Source organism: Streptococcus cameli, from assembly GCF_053207365.1.
In genome coordinates this window covers 405,814-428,715 of the sequence record NZ_JBRUIM010000001.1, presented here as the reverse complement: position 1 = coordinate 428,715, position 22,902 = coordinate 405,814, and the positions used below count along the sequence as shown (strand labels likewise).

The following is a 22,902-nucleotide window of genomic DNA, read 5'->3' as shown; positions in this document are numbered from 1 at the left end:
ATTATGAACATCGGAATCGATAAAATCGGCTTTGCTGCCCCAAATTATATCTTGGATTTGGAGGATTTAGCACAAGCCCGCTCTATTGACCCCAATAAATTTAAACTGGGTCTACTCCAACACCAAATGGCTGTCGCACCAGCAACCCAAGACATTGTGACTTTAGGCGCTCAAGCAGCCCAAGCTATTTTGACAGATAAAGACAAAGAAGCCATCGACATGGTGATTCTTGGTACAGAAACCAGCATTGACCAAAGTAAAGCGGCTGCAGTCTTCATTCATGGGTTGTTAGATATTCAGCCTTTTGCCCGCTCTATTGAAATCAAAGAGGCTTGTTACGGTGCTACGGCAGGGCTCAGTCTAGCCAAAAGCCATATCGCACAATTTCCAGATTCAAAAGTCTTGGTCATTGCCAGTGACATCGCCAAATATGGTAAAGAATCTGCTGGGGAAGCCACACAAGGTGCTGGAGCCGTTGCCATGTTGGTAACAGCTGATCCTGCTATCATGGTCCTTAACAATGACAATGTCTGCCAAACACGAGACATCATGGACTTCTGGCGTCCCAATCAGGACAAGTACCCTCGAGTTGATGGCAAGTTCTCAACAGAACAATACACGGACTGCTTAACAACCACTTTTGAGTATTACCAGAAAAAAAATGGTAAGCAATTAGATGATTTTGCAGCCATGTGTCTTCACATTCCTTTTGCCAAACAAGGACTAAAAGGGCTTCAAGCCATTAGCCAAGAACAGACAGACACTTACGAACGCTTGAGCCAACGCTTTGGCGAAGCCATTATCTACAATCAAGTGGTTGGAAATATCTATACTGGATCCATTTTCCTGTCTTTCTTATCTCTTTTAGAAAATAGCCAGGCATTGACCGCAGGTGATGAGATTCTCTTTTATAGCTACGGCAGCGGGGCTGTCTGCGAAATCTTTAGCGGCCGTTTAGTAGCTGGTTATGAAAGCCACTTACAAACAGATCGCATGGAAACACTGAACAAGCGAATCCGTCTGACCATCGAAGAATACGAAAACATGTTCTTCCAAGAAATAATCGTTGATACCAACGGTTCTGCCCTTAACATGGAGCAAGATCCTGCCCCATTTGCTCTCATTGACATTCAAGACCACAAACGTATCTACCGCAAAAACTAGCCAAAAAGCCAGTTGGCAAGTCCAACTGGCCTTTTCTTGTCTTTCAAAAAAGGAGAGGCCATGTCTCATTTTTCAGGATTTTACAAAAAAACGCGTACCGAACGGATCGATACACTTTCAGAAATTCGCAACCTGTCAGCTGATAGCCTCAGCATTCTAAAGAATGACCAGAACTTACCCGAACCCATTGCAGGAAAAATGGCTGAAAACCATCTAGGAACCTTTGCTCTGCCTTTTTCTGTCGTCCCTGAGTTTTGGCTGAATGGAAAAGAATACAGCCTGCCAATGGTAACGGAAGAACCCTCTGTTGTAGCTGCTTGTTCTTTTGCAGCAAAAATCATTGGCAAAGCAGGTGGTTTTACTTCTTCTATCACGGAACGCCTCATGATTGGGCAAGTTGCTCTCTACGATATCGTAAATCCAGAGGCGGCAATATCCATTATTCTTGAAAATGAGGAGACGATTGTCACTCTAGCCAATCAGGCCCACCCTTCGATTGTCAAACGTGGTGGTGGAGCTAGACACATAAAAGTTGAACAAAAAGAGGACTTTGTCATCGTCTACCTTCACGCTGATGTAAGAGAGGCTATGGGAGCCAATATCCTTAACAATATGTTAGAGGGGATTAAAACCTATCTCGAAGACCTGAGTCAAGGAAAAGCTCTGATGGCCATTCTGTCCAACTATGCTACTGACTCATTGGTAACTGCACAGTGTTCCATTCCTGTATCCCATTTATCTACAGACCCAACTCAAGCCCTTGAAACAGCCAAAAGAGTGGCACTGGCTAGTCAATTGGCACAAGTCGACGTCTACCGTGCGGCAACCCATAACAAGGGCATCTTTAACGGGATTGATGCTCTGGTTGTTGCAACGGGTAACGATTGGCGGGCAGTTGAAGCAGGAGCTCATGCCCATGCTGCTCGTAGCGGTCAATACCGTGGGCTGTCGATTTGGAAATATGATAAGGCAGAGCAGGTTTTAACGGGAGAAATTACCCTTCCACTTCCAATTGCAACTGTTGGAGGCTCCATTGGCCTCAATCCTAAGGTAGGCGTCGCCTTTGACATTCTTGGTTATCCAAATGCCCAAACTCTTGCTGCTTTGATTGCAGCTACTGGACTGTGTCAAAACTTTGCAGCGCTTCGGGCCCTGGTCACAACAGGTATTCAGGCTGGCCACATGAAACTCCATGCCAAATCGCTTGCCCTCTTGGCGGGGGCTCAGGAGAATGAAATTGACACCATCGCCAGTCAGCTCCGACAAGCCCAACATACCAACCTTGAAACAGCCAAGCAATTGCTGACAGCCTTACGAAACGAAAAAAAAGAGGACTAGTCCTCTTTTTCTGTTAATACCATTTCAAAACGGGTCTTTTGTGGAACCAAGTTTTGCCGCTCATAAAAGCGTTTGGTTGCCTGATTATCATCCCAAACATCTAAGGTCAGGTTGTGGCACTTAATTTCTTTGGCATAGTCAACCGCAAAATCCATGAGTTGCTGGCCAATCTGTTGGCCTCTCGCTGTATTGGACACACATAAATCATCAATAAATAAGGTCTTAATTGGCTCTAGGACAGCAGCTTTCAACTGTTGAATTTGGCAAAATAGATGCCCTAAAACCTCTCCATCTTTTTCGTAAACAAAGACCGGTTTAGCCGGGTCCGCAATAATGGCTTCCAATTCTTCTTGTGAAAACTTCTGTCCTTCTTTTTTAAAGATATCAGGCCTCACTTCATGGTGCACCAACAAAATATCCTGCAACAAGTTGTTTAAGGCTGGAATATCTGTCTTGCTTGCTTTTCGTATCGTCATCTTTTCTCTCCTATCCTTTTTCACTATTTTAGCAGAATCAAGCTAAAAAGTCAGAAATCAGTCCTAGGACCGATGTGATTTTCTCAAAATCCTTTATACTATAAGTGTATCCTAAAATTTTTCATAAATCTCCTGAAAGACCAGTCCTAGAAATGGGACTGGTTTTTCTTTTTCTAATAGAAAATAGAGTGACTGCAGTCACTCTATTTTTGTTTTACGATTCGTGTTTGGTTACAGAAACTTTCCGTTGGAAATCATCGATCACCAGTTGCAGATTCTTTCTACCTTTGTAGATAGCATAACCTATTAAAAGCATGATTAAGAAGGAAATGACTCCAATGAATAGGCTAATGATTGTTACAAGCCTATTGTCACTAGCAAAATAGTACCAGATGACCAAACAGATGCCCACAAGACAGAGGGCTAGACTAAACCATCTTTGCAAATTCTCCAACATGCGTTTTTGAAAGTCAATTTCTTGTTTATATCCTTGAACCAACTCATCTTGTTTCATTCTGTTTCTCCTTAATATTGCAATCCTGGGTTAAAGAAGCCTGTCAAGACACCGATGAGGGCAATAACCACCAAGATCAACATCACTTTGATTGGGGAAAGGTTTTTCTTAGCCATCAACCACCAGCAAAAGACGATGAAGACGGCTGTCAAGAGGCCTGGGAACACACCATCCAATTGGTCTTGTAAAACAAGATAAGGTTCACCAGCATCATTGGTCAATTGGAAAGCCGTTTTAACAGGTACCCATGTTGCAGCTACTGCACCGATAACCATACCACCGATAATCGATACTGATTTACGAATAGCTTGTCCTTGGGGTCCTACTAAGAACTCAACAGCCTTATCACCCAATTCATAACCTTTGAAGTAGGCAAATTTCATTCCAAAGTAAGCAAAGAGATTCCACACCAAAATATAGAATACAGCACCAACCGGTGAACCACCATTTGATAAACCAAGGGCAATACCAAGAATAATTGGAATCAATGTTCCGACGATCAATGAGTCACCGATACCGGCAACAGGTCCCATCAAACCAGCACGAAGACCATTGATGGTTTCATCATCCACTTGGTTTGCTCCGTTTGCACGCGCTTCTTCCAAACCAGCTGTAATCCCGACAACAAGGGCACCCAATTGTGGCTCTGTATTAAAGAAGGCCGTATAGGTATGCATGGAACGTGCTTGGTCATCTTTGTTGTCGTACAGTTCTTCAACGATTGGAAGCATCGATGCCAAGTAACCAAAGGTTTGCATGTGCTCTTGTGAGAAGCAGGTCAAGTTCCCATAGTACCAATGGTGAAATGACTTACTCAATGTTTTCTTCGTTAATTTTTTAACACTCATCCTAAATATCCTCCTCTTCGTCCTCATCAAATGCAACAGCACCTGCTGATTGAACTCTTACGTTTTTCGCCATTTGAATTTCATAGAACAAGACCGCAAAGATCAATGAAATCACAGCACATGATACCAAGTTCAAGCCCATTGAAGCAGCCAAAGTAAAGCCGACAAAGAATGGGATAAAGTCTGTAACTTTTTCAACAATTTGCTTCAAGAGGATGGCAATACCGACACATGGAAGAAGAGAACCAACTGTAAACAAGGTCTTCATTGGAATACCATCCATTGGAAGAGCTTCTTTCAAGGCTGTAACGGCATCTGCCCCCAATTTACACATGATGAGTGTTGGCAAGAAAGAGAAGACGATATGCGATACCCATGGGTAAACAAAATCAACAGAATAAATCTTACGGAAATTTCCTTTTTCAATAGCTTTCCAACCGATGTGTTGCCAGATCAAGTTCATTGTTGCTGTACCGTAGAACAACACTGTTCCGACAGTACCAACCAAGGTACCCATTGATTTTGCCAAGTTCGCAGCGTCTGCAGATGATGGATCCAATCCTTGTGAGTGAATCGCCACCATCGCAAGCGGAATACCGATATAAGATACGGCACGAACGTCAGCAGAAACGGTTCCACCAGGTGTTACTAAGGCAATGTACACCAACTGCATCGCCACACCACAGATAATACCCGTTTGGATATCACCCAAAATCAAACCTGAAACCAAACCACCGACAAGAGGACGACCAAGGGTATAGTTACCAATGGATGTCCCCCCAAGACCTGGCATGGAAGAAAGACAGGCAAACAAACCAAGTAGGGCTGCTTGTAACCATGAAATTGTCATAATAAATCTCCTTTATTGTAGTTTAATAACCAAATTTTCCTTTAAAGTCATCCCAGTAACCGATAGACACATCTGGCAACAATTGGAATTTGACCTTGTAGCCTGCTGCTTGAATGGCTTCCAGCGCTGCTGCTTCTTCAGGGGTGATGGATTGGTTGTTCCCCAACTTAACAGCACCTGGACGATCATTAGCTGGACCAACAATGATTTCTTTGACATCATCTGGAACAAAACCATGGTCGACCAATAATTCTTTCATATCAATTGGATTTTTCGTAATCACAAAGTAGCGCGTATCTGAATCCGTTACTTTTTTTGATTTTTCAACAAAGGCTTCCTTGGTCCATACAAAAGTTTTCTTATCGGAAGCACCTTTGTAGGCTTGGATCAGAACCTTGTTAGAAGCTGCTGCATCGTTAACAGCAATTAAGCCATCACACGGGTGTTCCTTTGCCCAACGGGTTACGGTTTGACCGTGGATCATGCGGTCATCAATTCGTACAAATGATACTGACATTTCTTTCTCCTTTTAAATATCGTCTTCTTCATCGTCTACGTCGTCTGATGCAACAACAAACTCTTGCAAGGCTGCTCCTGCTTCTCCTAAAACAGTCGAAACAAAGTCTGGCCCCTCCAACACATCTTTCATCACAATCGCGTTGACCGCCATTGGCAGATTCATTCCACCTAAAATGGTTGCGGTATCCAATAAGCCTTTTTCAGCTAAGATACTACAAGCTGTTGTCAAAGGGCTTCCTCCCACAATATCTGCTAGAACAACAACTTTATCATCAGCTGTTAATGCTTCAATGGCTGTCCGAAAATCGACTGCGAAATCATCAACTGATTTGCCATTTTCTAAGCCGACAGCAATGACCTGATCGATTTTATCTTCTGCAAACATGGCCAAAGATGTTTTTAATCCGGCTGCCAAGCCACCATGGCTGACTAAAATTAAATACGTCATCTCGCTTCCTCCTTGCTATTTATTTTAGAATAGAAAGCGGATTCATCCAACTGCCGTTTGTCACAGAAACATCCTGATAAATGTCACATCTCATATGACAAATGTCACAAAAAAGGAGTAAAACTGTGTTTACTCCATATCGTTTTCTAATTGTTTTTGAATCTCCACTAAATCACTATCAATGGATTTTCGATTCATGGCATCCAGTAACAGGTAATCTGCTTTTTCCAATATCGATTGGTAATGCTTAAACCGAACTTCCACAACGGCTGTTGCCATCATCTGATCCAGGGTAGATACCGATAAGGAATTCTCACCAAAATCATCTGCCCTTAGCATATCCTTTGTTTCCTGACTATTCATAACAGCTCTTAAAACCGATATTCCTTGCGAATCATTAAAAACTTTTTGTTGAATTTGTTGATCTGTCGTCAGGGTTTTTAAAAACTGTTTGGCTAATCTTGCATGCCGTGTCTTTGAGGACACTCCAAATAAAGACGTTTGCACTTGGGTCGCATTCATCGTCCCTATAACAGCTGGCATAGGAACACAGGTCCAAGCAAAGTTCGAATACTTGGCAACGTGGTAGGGATAGGGTTTGTAAGTCCGGTATTGGGCCAAACTCATGGGGTAAAAAGCAACCTTACCTTGGTCAAAATCCTCTGATGAAACCTGGTAGCGATCACTAAGATTGTCCAATTTTGTTACAAAATTAAGAGCTTGCCGCATCTCATCGCTAGTAATGGTCAGACTCTCATTTGTCCGATCATAGATTTGTCCACCATGAGCGGCTAATCCCTGTTGCCAAGTATAATCCGTAATCCCAAATTGATCAACACGTCCATCACCATCCGTATCCTTGGTCACTTCTTTAGCAATCTGGTAAAAATCATTCAGGGTCCAATTGGCATCTGGGAGTTCAATCCCTTCCTTTTCTAACAAATCCTTATTGACACACATCATAATCGGGTTACTTTCAAATGGCAGGGCATATTGCTTCCCTCCATATTGTCCAGCATGCAATGCAACTGGATAAAATTGGTCTGCCTCAATCTGTTTTGCTTGAAAAGAAGATAAATCTGTCAAAGCACCTGTTGAAGCTAAGAGACTGAAATCCTCTTCTGGTACCAGAAATAAATCCGGTTGTTGCCCTTGCACCACTTGATCAGATAGCCAATTAGAATAATCTTCCTTAGGAATACCACTTTCGTAGACGATGTCAACTCCTGGATGCTGGGATTCAAACAAGGCAATGGCCTCATCAATAGCCGTGTTGTCCCGACTATTAGGAACATCCCAACTAGAGCCTGAATACAGTCCCAATCGCAAGACCACTGGCCGTGTTTGTTTCCAAGCAATAAAACCAGTTAAAAGTATAAATAGAAATAAAATCTTGCCTTGCCAGCTATTCATTTTACTGCTTTTTAGCCGTTTAATCATCTGTTAAATCCCTCATGGTCACACCAGACTGAACCGCCCAAATGGCTAATTGGGTGCGGTCTCGTAAGTTCAACTTGGACAAAATAGTAGAGAGGTAATTGCGGACAGTCCCCTCAGACAAGAATAACTTGGCTGCTATTTCTTTATTGGATAGGCCAAGGCCAACTTGTTGGATAATCCGCCATTCATTTTGGCTCATTTCTTCCACATGCTCTTCTTCGACTACCACTGTCATATTGGTGTTAGCCATTTTTGAAAAGATTTTAAAAACCTTGGTCGCAATATCTGGATTGATCATGGCGCCGCCATTATGAACAGTTTGAATAGCCTGGTGCAATTCTTCCATCGAAACCCCTTTTAAAAGGTAGCCCGATGCTCCATATTTTAGGGCTGAAAAGATAAATTCATCGTCATCAAAGGTCGTTAGCACAATAATTTTAATATCTGGGTATTGTTCTTTGACCAACTTGGTACAGAGCACCCCATCCATTTTGGGCATGCGGATATCCATTAAAATAACATCTGGTTTTTGGTGGGGAAGAAAGTCAATCACTTCTCGCCCATCTCCTAATAGCCCAATCACTTCAATGTCTTTATTGGCTGACAAGATAATGTTTAAGGACTCGCGTATCAACTCTTGATCGTCCACAATCAGTACTTTAATCATAATCTTCTCCTATTCCTTTTGGTATTTCAATCCAGGTAAAAAATCCATTTCGATTTTCAAACCGGATATGACCTCCAATAACAGCCATTCTCTCCCTCATTTGTTTGAGACCGTAGCCATATTCCAAGTGTTCAAAACCGATGCCGTCGTCCTGTATGGTAATGGTATAATTGTCCCCGTTAATCAAGTCAATATCAACTTGGTTAGCATGACCGTGTCGGAGTGAATTGGTAATCGATTCTTGGATAACACGGAAAATAGCATTCTCCTTCATGCTGTCCAAATCCACTCGGTCCCATCCATAGCGGAGATTGATGGTTAAATGCGAAACGGACTCGTATTCTTTGACCATTTTAAAAAGCGCTTCTTTAAGACTACCGTCTTCTAAAGCTCCTGGTCTGAGCTTGTTGAGGGATCCTCGAACATCTCGAATTCCTTCACGCACAACTATCGACATGGTTTGCAGTTGCTCTTTGGCCCGTGGAGGATCAATATCCACCAGTACCTTTACAGCATCAATCCCTGCTGAAATGCCCGTCAGGGCATGGCCTAAGGTATCATGGATTTCCCTTGCAATCCGCTTTCTTTCTCTATCCTCGACAATCTTTTCGGTCAAGGCTACGTAACTATTGAGTTCGGTATTAACCTTTGATACCATTCGCAATTCTTCTTCGATATTGCTGCGCTCCGTAATCGAATACATGATGTAAAACAAGAGAGAAATGATAAAAATCACGATATTCAGAGACACTAAGAAATTTTTAAAAAATAAAATAGCAACCCTAGTTCCTTGTGGGTAAAAACTAATAAAAGTATCCAGAGAGGGCAATTTCACAAATAAGGATAAGATATCATAATTTGAGAGAAGCAAGACTGTAAAACTAAAGATAATCAAGGCAATCCAGTAACGTTTTCCCCTTGAACTTTTAAATTCTCTAGAACTATAAAACAAGTCTGCAAAAACCAGTAAAATCAAGCCATTATAAGAAAATTGGAGTGCAATAATCACTGCAAACATGAGCAAAATTTCCAACATCGAGAAAACATCAAAAATAGAAGATTTCTGCTCCTCTCGGTGATCTCTAAAATAAATCATCAAGAGCAACAAAATATATATTCCAATAGAAGTCATATAAACAACCATCGGTGACGTTGGAATATGGTCAACCTTTTCTAACAAGGCATGGCTGTATCCCTTTGAAACAATGTACTGGGTCGCAAAGATATACACAATACTATTATACAAAATAGCAATGAGACTAATCACCATTAGGGCCAGTTTCCCATACACAATGCTTTTGGTCTTATTCATCATTGCCACCCCGTTACATCATACAAATGAATATTCTCTGGAGTCAATAAGGTCACTGGAATAATATAGGTTGGATTGACTGCCTGCTTCTCTGCCAGGCGGTAGATTAAGTCAACCGTTTTTTGACCCATTTTTAAAGGAGACTGGGCCACTGTTGCCCCTACATCAGTTGTTGTCGCTAATAAGTTCTTCATATCAGGCGATCCGTCAATCCCGTAAATCAGTACCTGATTGGCATACGATTTGTCCTTAATCGCCGCAAGAGCTCCGATCGCACTCCGATCATTTAAGGCCATAACAACATCAAAATCACCGCCATTTTCAAGGACCTCTGTTACTTCAGGCATCCCAACTTCTGTTTGTCCCAGTGTATCTTTTCGCGCTATGACTTGATACTCTTTGTGGCCTTTGATGGTATCCTCAAAACCTGCAATTCGGTCAGTTGCAGAAACCGTTTCAGGGTGTTCCAACAGGAGAATAGAGGCTTCTGAAAGAGTAGCCATCATTTGTTTCGCCAGAAGAACCCCTGCTTCATAATTGTCTGATACTACGGTACTATCTGCTAAGTAAGGATCTTTCAGGGGAGTATCCAGAGCAATGATTTTAATCCCATTTTTCTTTGCTCGTCTTAAGGAAGACAAAATCGCTTTGCTATCACTACGAATGGGTGTAATCACGATCACATCTACCTTTTGTTCCACAAAATAATCAATTTGCTGGCTCTGCTTGTTTTCGTCTAACTCAGGATCTCGAACATACAAAATATCCTGTCGCTCTCCAAATGTTTTTTTGATTTCTGCATTTAAAATCTTATAGAAATCATTGTTCATGGTCATATAGCTAATGCCTACTTTAACCTGATTTGGACCTTGATTCACTGCATTTGTGACCACGACATGGAACAAACAAATCAAGGCCAGCAAAATGACTCCGAGTCCTAAAGCTGTTTTTTTATAATTCATCTTGTCCAATACCCAATTGTTTTAACGCTACTGCAATCCCATCGTGGTCATTATCTGCGGTCACAAAGGAAAATTCTTCCTGAATGTCTTGTGGGGCGTTGCCCATCACCACTGCTTGACCGACCACGCGCAGCATTTCCAAATCATTGAAATTATCTCCAAAAGCGACCGTCTCAGAAAGAGGAATTTCCAATTGCTGCGACAACGTCACAACAGCTTGCCCCTTCTCAATTCCCTTGGGCATAATTTCTAGGAGAAAGGCATGGGATTGAACAATGGAAAAATCAGGAAAAACAGCTGGTAGTTTAGAAACTAAGTGGCTGATGGTTTCAGCCTCTCCCATCAACAAAACCTTATGGGCTTGGTCCATTTCTTGTTGGAGTTGCTCCAGCGAAAACCGTTCTGCTTTTACCCCAACAATTTCTTCTTCTCGATCCACCCATTTACTTGGTGTAGCCTGGGCCAACCATCGCTCAAAACTGTAGACATTCCAAGCAACTGCTGGATAGTGGTTTTCAATGTAGCTTCCCAACTCAATCGCATCGGAAACAGGTAATGTTTTGGAATCCAGTACTGTTCCATTTTCATCTTGGATTAAGCCACCATTATAAGAAATAATTGGACATGTAATCCCAATATTCTCCACAATGAGCTGAATCGCTTTTGGCATCCGAGCAGAAACGGGTACGAAAACCACTCCTTGTCCTACAGCTTCTCGAATGGCTTCCTTGGTCAAGGAGCTAACTTGGTGATCTGAATTCAGCAAGGTCCCATCAATATCACTACAGATCAAACGCATCTCTCTTCCTCCAGGGGTACTTTTCTTCTAGTATACCATTTTTTAAAAATCCATTGACCGCTTTCAAGAAGCTTCTTCACATTTAGAGAATTTCATGACATTTGTCACATCAAAAAAAGAGTGACCAAGGTCACTCTCTTCTTAGTTTGCAAAAACAACTTCAATCTGTATCTCAGGATCAATGGCTTTGAATAAGTTCTGATAGTAATCTGTGGCAGATTCTTTCAAATAGCTCGTATATTGACTTAAATACTTCTCTTGTTTTTTCTTAGATAAGGCTTGTGTTGCCAATTTACCAGTATCCACATCTTTAGTCGTCATACTCAATAGATCGCCCTCTTTATCGTATAATTGATAGGGATTTTCTTTATCTAAATCAATACCAATGACAGAAAACTGTGGTACTTTGATAGTATACGATTTTTCTCCATTTTCAGATATGGTAACTGGTTCTTGTATCCCTAATTTAGCCTCATAATTTAAAATAATGATTGCTTTTTTCTCTGAGAATGGCAATTTGAAATCTGTCCAAGGAATCTTGGAATTATTTTTTTGTGTTTCAACATGTTGAATGCCGACATTCAAGAAAACATGTTCATCTGTTTTTTCCAAATATTTCGTTACTTGAGACGATTCTGTAACAGAATCTTGGCCAAAAATCCCTTTTGTATAACCATAGGCAAAACTTGCCAAAACAGTAATTCCTATTGCGAGCACTAGCCATAAATAAATCTTTAATTTAAAAAATTTCTTTATGGATTTCATTATTCTTCTCCATTTTTTCTAAATCTATTATATATATATATTGTCAAGTCCTAATTTGAATAGATAGCCTATTCATTTCCTCCTTTCCCTATTATAGGAGTTGTAATTTTTACAGAACATGCTAGTCAAGATTTTCGCAATTTGATGATGAGAGGCTACAACAAAAACCAAGAAGAAATCCTCTTGGTTTTTTGTCTTTTATTTCTTTTTCGCCAGCATGGTAGCAAAGCGCATCTTCAAGCGGTTGCCGTTTTGGTCACGCTTATGGAGCTCGCCAAAGTTCTCATTGTATTTGATCAGCTCCCAGTCCTTGTAGTAGTCTTTTAACTCTCCTGCTTTAAAGGTGAAGTTAAAAGGCATGGGACAAGGGGCATCTGCTGTATCCATGGCAGCCACGATCAGATTGTAGCCTCCTACAGTTGTCTGCTCCTGCATATTGCGGATAATGTCAGGCACTCGGTCTTTGTCCAAAAACATAAAGACAACGGTGGAAATAATCCAATCATAGGCTTGACTAAGCTGGGCTGTCTGAATGTCATAAAGACCATATTGGACGTCTAAATCTTCAGCGTCCGCTACATCTGCTAGGATTTCGAGACTGGCTCTGTTTTGATCCACAGCTGTTACGTCAAACCCTTTTTGTGCTAGATACAAACTATTTCGGCCTTGTCCACAGCCCAAGTCTAAGACCTTACAAGGCTCACCGATGGTTTCAAGGGCTTCAATGACTTCCGAGTGGGTACGAGTATAATTGTACTTTTTAGCAAAATAATCCTCTGGTTGGCAGAAAAATTCTACGAAAAACTCGGTATCTTCTGTCAACAGGGTCACCCTATGCCATGCCTGCGGCTCAACCATGGGAATATCAGATGCCGCATCATAGACGATGGTTTCAGTAATCTGATTGTTATCCGAAATCGCTTCAAATTGCAACTGGCCACACAAGACCTTTATTTTCCCCCAGGTTCCCACCTTGGTATTGTGTTTATGGGTAATTTCTGTTGGAACAGTCTCTTTGTTCCAAATTGGCATACGTTTGTAGGCAATGAGTTCTTGCACCATATTCTTCTCCTTAGCGACTGTTGATGGCTTTCATAGTCCGTCTCAAATCACGGTCTTGTTCCCGTCGTTTGATCGACTCCCTTTTATCGTAATCGTGCTTCCCTTTTGCAAGGCCAATCAAGACCTTGGCAAAACCGTCCTTGATATAGACTTTTAGGGGCACCAAGGTCATGCCTGTTCCCTTGACTTCACCTTCTAACTGGGCAATTTGCTTTTTACGCAGCAAGAGCTTTCTGGTTCGTGTAGGATCTGCATTCCAGATATTGCCCTCTTCATAAGGGGCTATGTGGACATTGACCAACCAGGCTTCGCCTTTCTTAATTTGGGCAAAACCATCCTTCAAGTTGATTCTAGCCGCTCGGACCGATTTAATCTCGGTGCCTGTGAGGACAATACCTGCCTCAATCGTATCTACAATCGTGTAATCATGACGTGCTTTTTTATTTTGTGCGACGACTTGTCCTTCGCCCTTTGCCATGTTTTCCTCCTTTTTTGGCTACGTCCTTGAAAAATTTCTTTTTCTTATCGGATTTTCCAGTGGATTTTTTCTTATCAACCATTTGTGCAGCTCCTGGTTTGCGGCTGCGACTTGGTCGTTTTTTCTTATCTTTTGGTGCTTTTTCAATTAGGTCCATATCTGACGAAACATGGGCAAAATCAATTTCACCGGTCATCTTATCCGCCTTGGTCAAACGAATCCGAATTGGCTGTCCCACACGGAAGACCAAACCAGATTTTTCCCCATGAAGACTGAGCGTCCGCTCATTGAAATGGAAGAACTCTGGTAAATTGGTGATATGAATCAATCCCTCAACCGTGTTGGCCAATTCCACAAAGAGACCAAATTTGACAACGCTTGAAACCACACCATCGAATTCTTCGCCAACATGTTCCTGCATGAATTCGGCTTTCTTCATGGCCTCAACTTCCCGTTCTGCATCGATGGCTCTGCGTTCCAAACTAGACGTTTGTTTGGCAATATCTGGGATAACCGATTCAAAATGAGAAATGGTCTCCTCTGTCAGCTGGCTGTATTCTCTGACCATGCGGTGGACCAATAAGTCTGGATAACGACGTATTGGACTCGTGAAGTGGGTATAGTAGGTTGCTCCCAAGCCATAATGGCCATGGTTGTGCTCGGAATAGCGAGCCTGCTGCATGGAACGCAACAACATCATGCTCAAGACATCCGCAAAGGGTTCGTCTTTGACACGCGCCATCAATTCCTGCAAGGCTTCTGGTTGGATCGAGCTAGCTGTTCCGTAAATCGGAAGGCCAAAAGTGCTGGCATAATCGATGAATTTTTGTAACTTCTCTGATTTTGGCTCCTCGTGGATCCGGTAAATGAAGGGCAATTCTTTTTTGGCAAAGTATTCCGCAACAGTCTCGTTAGCCGCCAACATAAAGGACTCAATCATCCGCTCTGCAATACCGCGTTGGCGCAAGACGATGTCCACTGGTAGACCTTCTTTATTGACAATAATTTTGGCTTCGCTGGTGTCAAAATTCAGGGCACCACGGTCAATCCGCATTTGCTCTAAGATACTGTGAAGCTCCGCCATGAGAGCGACGCTCGGAGCGATTTCTTTAAAGGTTGCTAACTTTTCTTCGTCCCCCGCCAGCATATCATTGACATCTGAGTAAGTCATACGAAAAGTTGTTTTGATAACGGTTTGGCCGATAAAGGACTTGACAACCCGGCCATTTTTGTCAATCTCCATAATGGCCGATTGGGTCAGTCGGTTGACATTGGGATTGAGAGAGCAAATCCCGTTTGACAAGCGTTCAGGCAACATCGGTACCACACGGTCTGTCACATAGACAGATGTTCCACGATTGAGTGCTTCACGGTCAAGGGCACTGCCTTCTCGGACATAGTAGGAAACATCCGCAATATGCACCCCTAGTTCAATATGGCCATTGTCCAAACGTTTGATATGAACCGCGTCATCCAAGTCCTTGGCATCTGCTCCATCAATAGTAAAGGTGATTTCTTCTCGAAGATCCAAGCGCCCTTCCATATCGGCTGCAGTTGGCTCTTCTGGTACCCGATTTGCTTCTGCCAGAACATCCTCTGGAAATTCAGAGACGATGTCCATAGACTCCAAGACCTCTAACACATCGATACCCGCATCGTCCTTGTGGCCAATGACTTCCCGCAAGCTAGCGATAAAATAATCGTGTTTTTTACAGGGGTATTTTTCAATGTCTACCTTGATGATTTCAGTTCCATCTACGACCAATGGAGACTTCTTGACATAAATGCGTTGGCTGATTTTTTGGTTTTTGGACTTGATGTAGCCGGCATACTTGGGTTTTTCATCGTCTAAAATGAGGAGACCAACTGCTGTTTTCAAGGAACGTTCCAAGACATCGATAACCTTGACTTCAGCGGCTGTTCCGTTTAGTGGATCCCCCACTTTTTTCACGATGACTTCAACAGTATCTCCCTCAATGGCATAACCGACATCATTGCGACCGACAAAAAGGTCATCTTCTTCTTCAGCTACGGTGACAAAACCAAAGCCATTTTTATGGGCTCTGAAGACTCCCTTAATGGTAAGGGCTTTGTGGCTTTTCTTAACAGGAAGGCCGATTTTTCCATTCTTGGTAAAAACCAATTCTTTTTTGCTCTCCATTGTGGAGATGACTTTCACCAATGAGACAAAATCTTTGGCCTTGCTGCGGCCCATTGCCTCTGCTAACTGGTCCATGGTTTGAGGGCCAGTTTCTTCTAATAATTCTTTTATTTCGTTTTTCATGTTTTCCTTCTATATTTCTGTATTTGCTGACAAAAAAAGGGGACCGTAACCAGTCCCAGCTTTCTGTTATTTACTTGAGATAATCACTAAACCAAGTGCAATCAGCATCCACAAGAAAACCAGGATGGCTGTCAAACGTTGCATCACCGCTTCAAATCCACGAGCTTTTGAACGTTCAAAAAGTGCTGCTTGACCAGTGTCAAAGACATTACTTGATTGGTTTTTGGCTGGTTGCATAAAGATAATTGCAACAATGATAACAGATAAAACTAAGAGAATGGTTAATAGTGCTTGATACATTTTTCTTTCACTTCCTTTGGTAACTCAAAACAGTATACCATATTTTTTATTTGGTTTCAATATGTAGGGTTACTTTTCTTTCCTTGGGGCAGTATTTTAAGACCTCTATTTTCTGTGGATGGGTCTTACTATTCTTACTGGTTAGGTAATTTTTACTACCACACTCCGAACATTGCAGATTGATTTTGACTCTCACGCGATTTCTTTCACCTTCAAATACTTTCTAAAATTGATGATGGACCAAATGAGGTTGGCAAAGACCAGCGCCGCAGTCACATAAAACACCCACCGATAGCCATAATAAGCGGCTATACTTGATCCCAACATGGGACCTAAGACACTACCTAGATAGGTAAAGGTTTGGTTGTAGGAAAAGATGCGGGCCAATCCTTCTTTAGGGGTAATCTTGGTCAACAAGGAATTGACCGATGGCAAGAGGGCACCCGTTCCAAATCCATAAAAGAAACGTAGGATCCCGAGTTGCAGAGGGATCTTTGCTTGGGCACAGAGCCAGTACATGATAAAGCTATAAAACAAAGCCATGATCAACAAACGGTGATTGCCAATCCGATCCCCAATTTTTCCTAAAAAACCAGAACTAGCAATTGAAGAAATTCCCATAGCAGACGTAATCAACCCCGCCACAAACATCAGATTGCTGGTCTGGCCAAGGTGACGGATATAAAGGGTTAAAATGGGAATAATGGATTGGGCAGACAATTGAATCATCATACTGGTAATAAAGAGTCCTAAGAGAATTTGGCGGTCTTTTATCTGTGACCAAATCGCAGTCATCGGAACTTCCTGACCTGCTTCTACTGGGACAAAGTCTTCCTTGACCAAGAAAATGGTCAACAAGGTCAAAACAAAGAGCAAGGCAGCGACAATTAAAAAGACATTGCGCATGCCAAACAAATCTGCTAAGTAACCACCTAATAGCGGCCCCATCAGATTACCAGCCACCAAGCCTGTCGATAAGGTCCCCAAGGCATATCCAGCCTTGTGATGGGGCACCTGACTGGCAACAAGGGCCGTTGAGTTGGCAATATAGCCCGCAAAAATACCTGTTAAAATCCGTAACACCAAGAGCCAGGTAACGTTTGGTACAAAGGCAAGGCCACCCATAGTAAAGAGCATGCAAGCCGCCGCTCGAACCATCATTGGCTTATTGCCATATCGGTCTGCCAGGTTTCCCCAGACAGGAGACATGACAGCTGCTGCTAGAGCAGTACAGGAAATAGCCAATCCAGAATAAAATTCAATTTGATTTCCCTTAGCCCCTAATTCTTCGATATAAAGTGACATAAAAGGCATAACAAGGGAAAAACTAGCTCCTGTCAAAAAATTTCCCAACCAGGCAACGCGCAAGTTTTGTTCCCAATTTATTTCTTGTTTGATAAGATCATCTTCTTTCTGAAATACTCTGACCATTATACCATAAATTCAGAAAAGCCAAGGGTACCAACCCTTGACTAGGCTTATTTTTTCAGTAGTTTATCTATTTGCTGGTAAAGACATTCCCTTGTTCCTGTATTATCGAGCACAATGTCCGCCTTGTTTTTTTTCTCTTCCAGGGATGCTTGCTTGGAAATCCGCAATCGAGCCTCTTCCTTACTTAATTGATTGCGCTTCATCAGGCGGTTCAACTGGGTTTCTGGGGAGATATAAACCAACCAAACCGCATCAAACCAATCCTCAAACTCCAATTCAAAAAGGAGAGGGATATCCATGAAAAAGACCTCTTCTGTTTTCGCTGTTTTCTCCTTACGCTCCAGCAATTCCTGCCGGATAATCCCGTTTTGAAGCTGAGCAGATGTGGCCATGTTTTCAGGACTGGAAAAAATTAAGTCTGACAAGACCGGACGATTAAGTTCCCCGTCTTCTTGCAAAATAGACGTTCCTAACCATTCTACCAAGGCTTGATAAAGGCGACCGCCCTTTGCTTGTAATTCATGGACCACTTGGTCTGCATCGATCACCACATAGCCCTTTTCTCTTAGATAGGCCGTTACGGTTGTTTTGCCAGAGGCGATCCCACCTGTTACTCCAATGATTTGACTCATGCTTTTTGACACCGTGGGCAGAAATGACTCCCCCGTCCTCCTACTTTGATTTTTTGAATGGCGCGACCACAACGTGCACAAGGCTGGTCAGTCTTGCCATAGACCATAAGAAAATCCTGCATAGTCCCATCCTCACCCAAGGCATTGCGGTAGGTCCTTATGGTCGATCCCCGCTTTTCAATACCCAACTGCAAAATCCGTATCGTCTCATCGTGCAGGCGTTTGATTTGCGCTTTCTTAAGGGTACTAGCTACTCGCTCTGGATGGACCTTGGCTGCCCACAAAACCTCATCGACATAGATATTGCCCAGACCAGCTACCAGACTTTGCTCTAGGAGGTAGGGCTTGATTTTCTTTTGGGAAGATAGCAGAGCTGTCTCAAACGGTCTCAGCTTAAAAGCCTGCTCGGTTGGTTCGGGACCGATTTTCTTTTGAACAAAGAAAGCCTCTTCGTCTGACTTAGCAATCAATTCCAAGGTCCCAAATTTGCGGACATCTTGATAGACCAAGGTTTCCCCAGTATCCAACTGAAATAAGGCATGGAAATGCTTGTTGTCTGGGACCATATCCTCAAACAGCAAGTACTTGCCTTCCATCCGTAAGTGGGAAATCATGAGGCACTCGTCCAGCTCAAAAATCAGGTACTTGCCCCGCCGTCTGATGGCTTGAATGGTTTGGCCAGCTACTGTCAATACAAAAGCTTCGGGCTCAGGCGACACCATGCGGGGCACGCGCACCTCTGCTGCCACGATTTTCTTTCCAACTACAAGACGCTCCAAACCGCGTCGAACGGTTTCTACTTCTGGTAATTCTGGCATAGGATTCCTTTCTTTTTAATCATTCAACAATCTAAAATATAGTTCACCGTCCGGCTCACTTCTTGAAACCCCAAGGCCTGATGGACCTCTTGACTAATGGTGTTTGAGACATCACAATTAGAGGCGAGTTGTGTCAAGCCTTGCTCCTTGGTCCATTTCCGAGCAAATTCGACTAATTCCCCAGCGATTCCTCGCCTTTGACTAACTTCTAAAACACCGATACCTTCCAAATAAGCTACAGGTTTTTGAGTCGCTCCCTCGACGTAGTCCTGCCTGATAGACAGACTGATAAAGGCGACTGCTCTATCCTTTTCCCAATAGAGAAACTCATATAGAAATTCCCCAGAATGAAACTGCTCTATCAATTCTGACGAACTAGTCTGCCAGATTGTAGCGGCTAATTCAGCCCAGATTTCAATATCCTGTTCTCTGACTAGCACTATCTGCTCTTGCTTCATGCTCTCTCCTAGAAAAAAATCCGTTGCAAGATGTCATTTTCATCACGTACATAGAAGAGCTCTGAAGCCTCTTCCTTAAAGTAAAAGTCTAAGATATCCCCCATCGAATCCGCTAGCTCTACCTTACCAGATGCAATGTCTTCTTGGCTGACCCAGACGATTTCTCCTTCTTCAGACGACTGAATCTCCCCTGTAAACTCAGCAGTCCGATAGAGAAAGACCAGGTAGCGAATGCCGTCTCCACGGGTATGAAAATGCTTGACGCCGACTAACTTGGGGTTGGATATGGTCAAGCCTGTCTCCTCAAAGATTTCTCGCACCACCGAGGCGTGAAGGCTTTCCTTTTCCTCGACGTGTCCGCCAGGCAAAGCAGCCCCATCCCAAGCGTAACGCTCTGGGCTTCTGATCTGCATGACAAATTGGCCTTGGTCATTTTCGACTAGACACATATTGGTTAAAATCACTTGTGAATCGCGGGACATAAGTTCTCCTCTTTACCTTCTATTCTATGACATTCCTAGGGATACATACCTATCGGGGGCTCGCTTTTTTCATATTCTCTATTATACCAAAAAAAGCCATCAAATGATGACTTTCAAAAGTTCCTTATCATTCCCCTTACCACCGTGGCTCTGCTTCAAAGGTCCACTGGCGACGCCAAGAGTGGGTTTCGCCAGGGGCTATCGTAATGGTTTGAATGATTTCAGGACTGACAATATGATCCGTCGCCCATAAGAGCAGGCTAGTTGGCTCGACAGTGTCTACGCCCGTCACACTTGCCTTAGCCCCCTTGTGAAGGAGTGTCCAAGTAAAGGTGCCCTTGGCTGAATGTCCTTCGGTTGATAGGACACTATTTATTTACTTGATTTCTGACTAATTATATCACAAAACAACCTATCAAGAAAGAGACTTGATACGATTCAAGTCTCCTCTTCAACTATCTATAGATAACTGTAAAAAATCCGAGGCAGTCAACGACTACTTTTTCAATGTGAGTGCAAACAATTTCTTTGGTTAACTTATCCTTAGTCAACAACTGAACTTTATTAGCTTCGTTCAGCTGTTCTTCTAAATTATTAACAGATTCGTCGATGTCCATTTTCTTTGTAATGTATTCTTTCCTGGTCACCAGGTTATCCTTGTAATCTTGGTAACAGGATAGTTTTTGTTTCTTCAACCGTTCAATTTCTCTAAGCAATCTAGTCTTAGAAGCAATTTGACGGGGATTAACCACTTCTTGTCCAAGCTTCTCCTTGATTGATTGTTCAATCCTATCTACTCGGCAGGACTTCATTTTTTCTCCTTGTCCTTTACAATAGCGACAGGAAAAATATTGGTAACCTTGATGATTGTAATGTCCAATTAAAGAATGGTCACAATGGTCACAATGGTCGCAACGAATCAGGCCTGTCAAAATACTAGGAATTTTAGGAGGCTGAGAGTGTTTTTTCTGAATAACCTTCTTAGTTTTTAATCGAGCAACTTGTTCAAATAGTTCTGCCGAAATAATCGCTTCGTGATTATTCTCAATTCGCTCCCACTCTGATTCTGGTAGAGAAGGATAGCTATTCAAAATGCTAGGAATAAAAGTAGACGTCTGTCAAAAGGGAAAGAAGAATCACGAATTTATAGTTTTCTACTATATATAACTAAACCATTTAAAACGACAGTATAACAATGTTTTGAATATGCTCTGTGAATTAAAAAAGATTGAAGAAAGTAATCTAAAATAGACTTTTTCTTCAATCCAGAATTGAGTATTCTTAACTGGTTTTATCTAACTCCGTATGCAAGTTACCAATATTTTTCAACTTTCTCACTGAGAACATATCTCCAATGAATCGACTGTAATTTGTTTGTCACACACTGACTCTCTAAGCCTCTTATCATGTGTAACTAGAATAAATGTTCCATCATAACGCTTCAAAAAATTCTCCAAGGCTACCGTAGCTACAATATCTAAGTAGTTATTAGGCTCATCAAGGAGTAAAAGATTATAATTTCCTAATAATATTTTAGCTAAGTTCGACTTGACTTTCTGACCACCGCTTAGATGGCCATATGTTCGTTTCATTTCATCATTTCTAAAACCTAAACTAGCTAATGTATCGAATACAATTTGATTATCTTGTTCGGACTCCTGTAATAATGTTTTTAGCAACTCGGCTTCCTCATCAAATAGGTTTAAAGATTGTTTAAAATATCCGATAGATAGATTATCACATATGTAATCCTCCCTAGAGATAAAGTCTTTAATTGAACAGAGTAGTTCAAGAAATTGAGTTTTACCTGCTCCATTTTTTCCCTCTAAAGAAATTTTATCCCCTGCCTTGACACTAAAGTTTTTTATCTTTAAAGCAATATTATTAGAATTCTTGTAACTACTGTCCCCTATTCTAATTAGCGATTTTCCCTTCTTCATTGATAACGTTTCAGGGACCCTAATTGTCAATTGCTTACGTCTTTGTGGCTGAGTGGTAACATCTTCCCTTAATAAGCGACTCTCCATACTCTTAGCACTTTTTGCTAGCGATTTAGCCTTACCTTCATAGTCACCAACATACGATCGCATCTTCCATTCGGATTGTGACACGCTTTTCTTTTTCTTTAATAATTTATCTGCTTTCTCTTTCTTTTCCCTCAAAGCTTTCTCAAGTTGTTTTTTCTTTTTGATATCCTGTTTATATTGAGCTAGCTGCTTTTCTATTTTATGTTCTTCCCAAATTTGAAACTCTGAATAAGTTCCATAAAAATTCTGCAATTTTCCATTTTCCACAAAAATTATTCGGTCAGCTGTTCGATCAAGAAACTCTCTATCATGTGAAATCATCAGAACTGTTTTATTTATAAAGCTAACCATATTAGTTAACCATTCAATATTCTCTGCATCAAGATTGGTTGTAGGTTCATCAAGAAGAATTAATTCATCATCAGAAAATAGGATATTTTCCAACTGTAATCTCTCCTGTTGTCCGCCACTTAAATTATTAAAATCCAATAATTGTTCTAAATATCCAATTGATGTCGCTATTTTTATATTAGAGCACTCTTGAGTGAATAACTGAGAAAAAAATGTCGTCTTACCTATTCCATTCTCACCAATAAAACCAATTTTTTCTCCTTCTGTAATTTTAAAATCAGGAACCTCAAACAAAATTCCTTTTTCATTTTGGACGGTTAGATTGTTGACTTGTAAAATAGTTTTCATTACCTTCATCCCCTCATTTCAATTGTTCGTCTCTTAAAATGGTCTTTTGAATCATTATTACAAAAATAATTATTAACACTCCCGAAATTAAGAATGTTGAAACAAAAGAGAAATAATCAAATAAAATAC

27 protein-coding genes are annotated in these 22,902 nt (G+C 41.7%); 2 read left to right on the top strand and 25 right to left on the bottom strand.

Features of this window, described 5'->3' with window-relative positions:
* The first annotated feature begins 3 nt into the window (after nt 1–3).
* Both ACVR1I_RS02220 and ACVR1I_RS02215 read left to right on the top strand, forming a co-directional pair.
* Nucleotides 4–1,164, top strand: coding sequence for a hydroxymethylglutaryl-CoA synthase (locus ACVR1I_RS02220; RefSeq protein WP_447442417.1), 1,161 nt, complete (start codon nt 4–6; stop codon nt 1,162–1,164).
* A gap of 60 nt (nt 1,165–1,224) precedes the next feature.
* Nucleotides 1,225–2,502, top strand: coding sequence for a hydroxymethylglutaryl-CoA reductase, degradative (locus ACVR1I_RS02215; RefSeq protein ID WP_447442416.1), 1,278 nt, complete (start codon nt 1,225–1,227; stop codon nt 2,500–2,502).
* Here the strand turns inward: ACVR1I_RS02215 and ACVR1I_RS02210 are convergent.
* The 25 genes from ACVR1I_RS02210 to ACVR1I_RS02090 all read right to left on the bottom strand — a co-directional run bounded on the left by ACVR1I_RS02210 (nt 2,499) and on the right by ACVR1I_RS02090 (nt 22,773).
* Nucleotides 2,499–2,978: a GNAT family N-acetyltransferase gene (locus ACVR1I_RS02210; RefSeq protein ID WP_447442415.1), complete on the bottom strand. Its 480-nt coding sequence runs from the start codon at nt 2,976–2,978 to the stop codon at nt 2,499–2,501. The two genes, ACVR1I_RS02215 and ACVR1I_RS02210, sit on opposite strands and share 4 nt — an antisense overlap.
* Before the next feature lie 214 nt (nt 2,979–3,192).
* Nucleotides 3,193–3,492: a DUF202 domain-containing protein gene (locus ACVR1I_RS02205; protein ID WP_447442414.1), complete on the bottom strand. Its 300-nt coding sequence runs from the start codon at nt 3,490–3,492 to the stop codon at nt 3,193–3,195.
* An 11-nt stretch (nt 3,493–3,503) separates the two neighbouring features.
* Nucleotides 3,504–4,340 (bottom strand): PTS system mannose/fructose/sorbose family transporter subunit IID, encoded by an 837-nt coding sequence (locus ACVR1I_RS02200; protein WP_447442413.1) that lies wholly within the window; start codon nt 4,338–4,340, stop codon nt 3,504–3,506.
* A gap of 1 nt (nt 4,341) precedes the next feature.
* A complete protein-coding gene (locus ACVR1I_RS02195; protein WP_447442412.1) occupies nt 4,342–5,190 on the bottom strand; it encodes a PTS mannose/fructose/sorbose/N-acetylgalactosamine transporter subunit IIC in 849 nt (282 codons plus the stop codon).
* A gap of 22 nt (nt 5,191–5,212) precedes the next feature.
* Nucleotides 5,213–5,707: a PTS sugar transporter subunit IIB gene (locus ACVR1I_RS02190; RefSeq protein WP_447442411.1), complete on the bottom strand. Its 495-nt coding sequence runs from the start codon at nt 5,705–5,707 to the stop codon at nt 5,213–5,215.
* A gap of 12 nt (nt 5,708–5,719) precedes the next feature.
* Nucleotides 5,720–6,157: a PTS sugar transporter subunit IIA gene (locus tag ACVR1I_RS02185; RefSeq protein ID WP_447442410.1), complete on the bottom strand. Its 438-nt coding sequence runs from the start codon at nt 6,155–6,157 to the stop codon at nt 5,720–5,722.
* Between the two features lie 129 nt (nt 6,158–6,286).
* Nucleotides 6,287–7,570, bottom strand: coding sequence for an ABC transporter substrate-binding protein (locus ACVR1I_RS02180; protein WP_447442409.1), 1,284 nt, complete (start codon nt 7,568–7,570; stop codon nt 6,287–6,289).
* A gap of 19 nt (nt 7,571–7,589) precedes the next feature.
* Nucleotides 7,590–8,264 (bottom strand): response regulator transcription factor, encoded by a 675-nt coding sequence (locus tag ACVR1I_RS02175; RefSeq protein ID WP_447442408.1) that lies wholly within the window; start codon nt 8,262–8,264, stop codon nt 7,590–7,592.
* Nucleotides 8,257–9,576, bottom strand: a complete 1,320-nt coding sequence (locus ACVR1I_RS02170) for a sensor histidine kinase (RefSeq protein ID WP_447442407.1) — start codon at nt 9,574–9,576, stop codon at nt 8,257–8,259. Before ACVR1I_RS02170 ends, ACVR1I_RS02175 begins: the two co-directional genes overlap by 8 nt.
* Complete coding sequence (locus tag ACVR1I_RS02165) at nt 9,576–10,538, bottom strand: substrate-binding domain-containing protein (protein WP_447442406.1); 963 nt, start codon at nt 10,536–10,538, stop codon at nt 9,576–9,578. The genes ACVR1I_RS02170 and ACVR1I_RS02165 overlap by 1 nt, the downstream gene beginning before the upstream one ends.
* Nucleotides 10,528–11,337: a Cof-type HAD-IIB family hydrolase gene (locus ACVR1I_RS02160; protein WP_447442405.1), complete on the bottom strand. Its 810-nt coding sequence runs from the start codon at nt 11,335–11,337 to the stop codon at nt 10,528–10,530. Before ACVR1I_RS02160 ends, ACVR1I_RS02165 begins: the two co-directional genes overlap by 11 nt.
* A gap of 141 nt (nt 11,338–11,478) precedes the next feature.
* Nucleotides 11,479–12,102, bottom strand: coding sequence for a DUF4230 domain-containing protein (locus tag ACVR1I_RS02155; RefSeq protein WP_447442404.1), 624 nt, complete (start codon nt 12,100–12,102; stop codon nt 11,479–11,481).
* A 198-nt stretch (nt 12,103–12,300) separates the two neighbouring features.
* Nucleotides 12,301–13,164, bottom strand: a complete 864-nt coding sequence (gene tehB / locus ACVR1I_RS02150; RefSeq protein WP_447442403.1) for an SAM-dependent methyltransferase TehB — start codon at nt 13,162–13,164, stop codon at nt 12,301–12,303.
* A gap of 10 nt (nt 13,165–13,174) precedes the next feature.
* Complete coding sequence (gene smpB, locus ACVR1I_RS02145) at nt 13,175–13,642, bottom strand: SsrA-binding protein SmpB (protein ID WP_447442402.1); 468 nt, start codon at nt 13,640–13,642, stop codon at nt 13,175–13,177.
* A complete protein-coding gene (rnr, locus tag ACVR1I_RS02140; RefSeq protein WP_447442401.1) occupies nt 13,605–15,926 on the bottom strand; it encodes a ribonuclease R in 2,322 nt (773 codons plus the stop codon). Before rnr ends, smpB begins: the two co-directional genes overlap by 38 nt.
* A 66-nt stretch (nt 15,927–15,992) precedes the next feature.
* Entirely contained in the window at nt 15,993–16,226 is a 234-nt protein-coding gene (secG, locus tag ACVR1I_RS02135) for a preprotein translocase subunit SecG (protein WP_447442400.1), read from the bottom strand.
* 46 nt (nt 16,227–16,272) lie between these two features.
* On the bottom strand, nt 16,273–16,422 hold the full coding sequence (gene rpmG, locus ACVR1I_RS02130) for a 50S ribosomal protein L33 (RefSeq protein WP_082326175.1): 150 nt from the start codon (nt 16,420–16,422) through the stop codon (nt 16,273–16,275).
* A complete protein-coding gene (locus ACVR1I_RS02125) occupies nt 16,419–17,657 on the bottom strand; it encodes a multidrug efflux MFS transporter (protein WP_447442399.1) in 1,239 nt (412 codons plus the stop codon). The genes rpmG and ACVR1I_RS02125 overlap by 4 nt, the downstream gene beginning before the upstream one ends.
* A gap of 47 nt (nt 17,658–17,704) precedes the next feature.
* Complete coding sequence (coaE, locus tag ACVR1I_RS02120; RefSeq protein ID WP_447442398.1) at nt 17,705–18,289, bottom strand: dephospho-CoA kinase; 585 nt, start codon at nt 18,287–18,289, stop codon at nt 17,705–17,707.
* The gene (gene mutM / locus ACVR1I_RS02115; protein ID WP_447442397.1) at nt 18,286–19,107 is read right to left on the bottom strand and encodes a DNA-formamidopyrimidine glycosylase; all 822 of its coding nucleotides are present in this window, start codon (nt 19,105–19,107) and stop codon (nt 18,286–18,288) included. The genes coaE and mutM overlap by 4 nt, the downstream gene beginning before the upstream one ends.
* A gap of 23 nt (nt 19,108–19,130) precedes the next feature.
* Complete coding sequence (locus tag ACVR1I_RS02110; RefSeq protein WP_447442396.1) at nt 19,131–19,565, bottom strand: GNAT family N-acetyltransferase; 435 nt, start codon at nt 19,563–19,565, stop codon at nt 19,131–19,133.
* A gap of 8 nt (nt 19,566–19,573) precedes the next feature.
* The gene (locus ACVR1I_RS02105) at nt 19,574–20,047 is read right to left on the bottom strand and encodes an 8-oxo-dGTP diphosphatase (RefSeq protein WP_447442395.1); all 474 of its coding nucleotides are present in this window, start codon (nt 20,045–20,047) and stop codon (nt 19,574–19,576) included.
* A 136-nt stretch (nt 20,048–20,183) separates the two neighbouring features.
* Nucleotides 20,184–20,339: a hypothetical protein gene (locus ACVR1I_RS02100; RefSeq protein ID WP_447442394.1), complete on the bottom strand. Its 156-nt coding sequence runs from the start codon at nt 20,337–20,339 to the stop codon at nt 20,184–20,186.
* Between the two features lie 163 nt (nt 20,340–20,502).
* Nucleotides 20,503–21,138, bottom strand: coding sequence for a recombinase zinc ribbon domain-containing protein (locus tag ACVR1I_RS02095; protein ID WP_447442393.1), 636 nt, complete (start codon nt 21,136–21,138; stop codon nt 20,503–20,505).
* Nucleotides 21,139–21,381: 243 nt separating this feature from the next.
* Nucleotides 21,382–22,773 (bottom strand): ATP-binding cassette domain-containing protein, encoded by a 1,392-nt coding sequence (locus ACVR1I_RS02090; protein WP_447442392.1) that lies wholly within the window; start codon nt 22,771–22,773, stop codon nt 21,382–21,384.
* Nucleotides 22,774–22,902 lie beyond the last annotated feature (129 nt).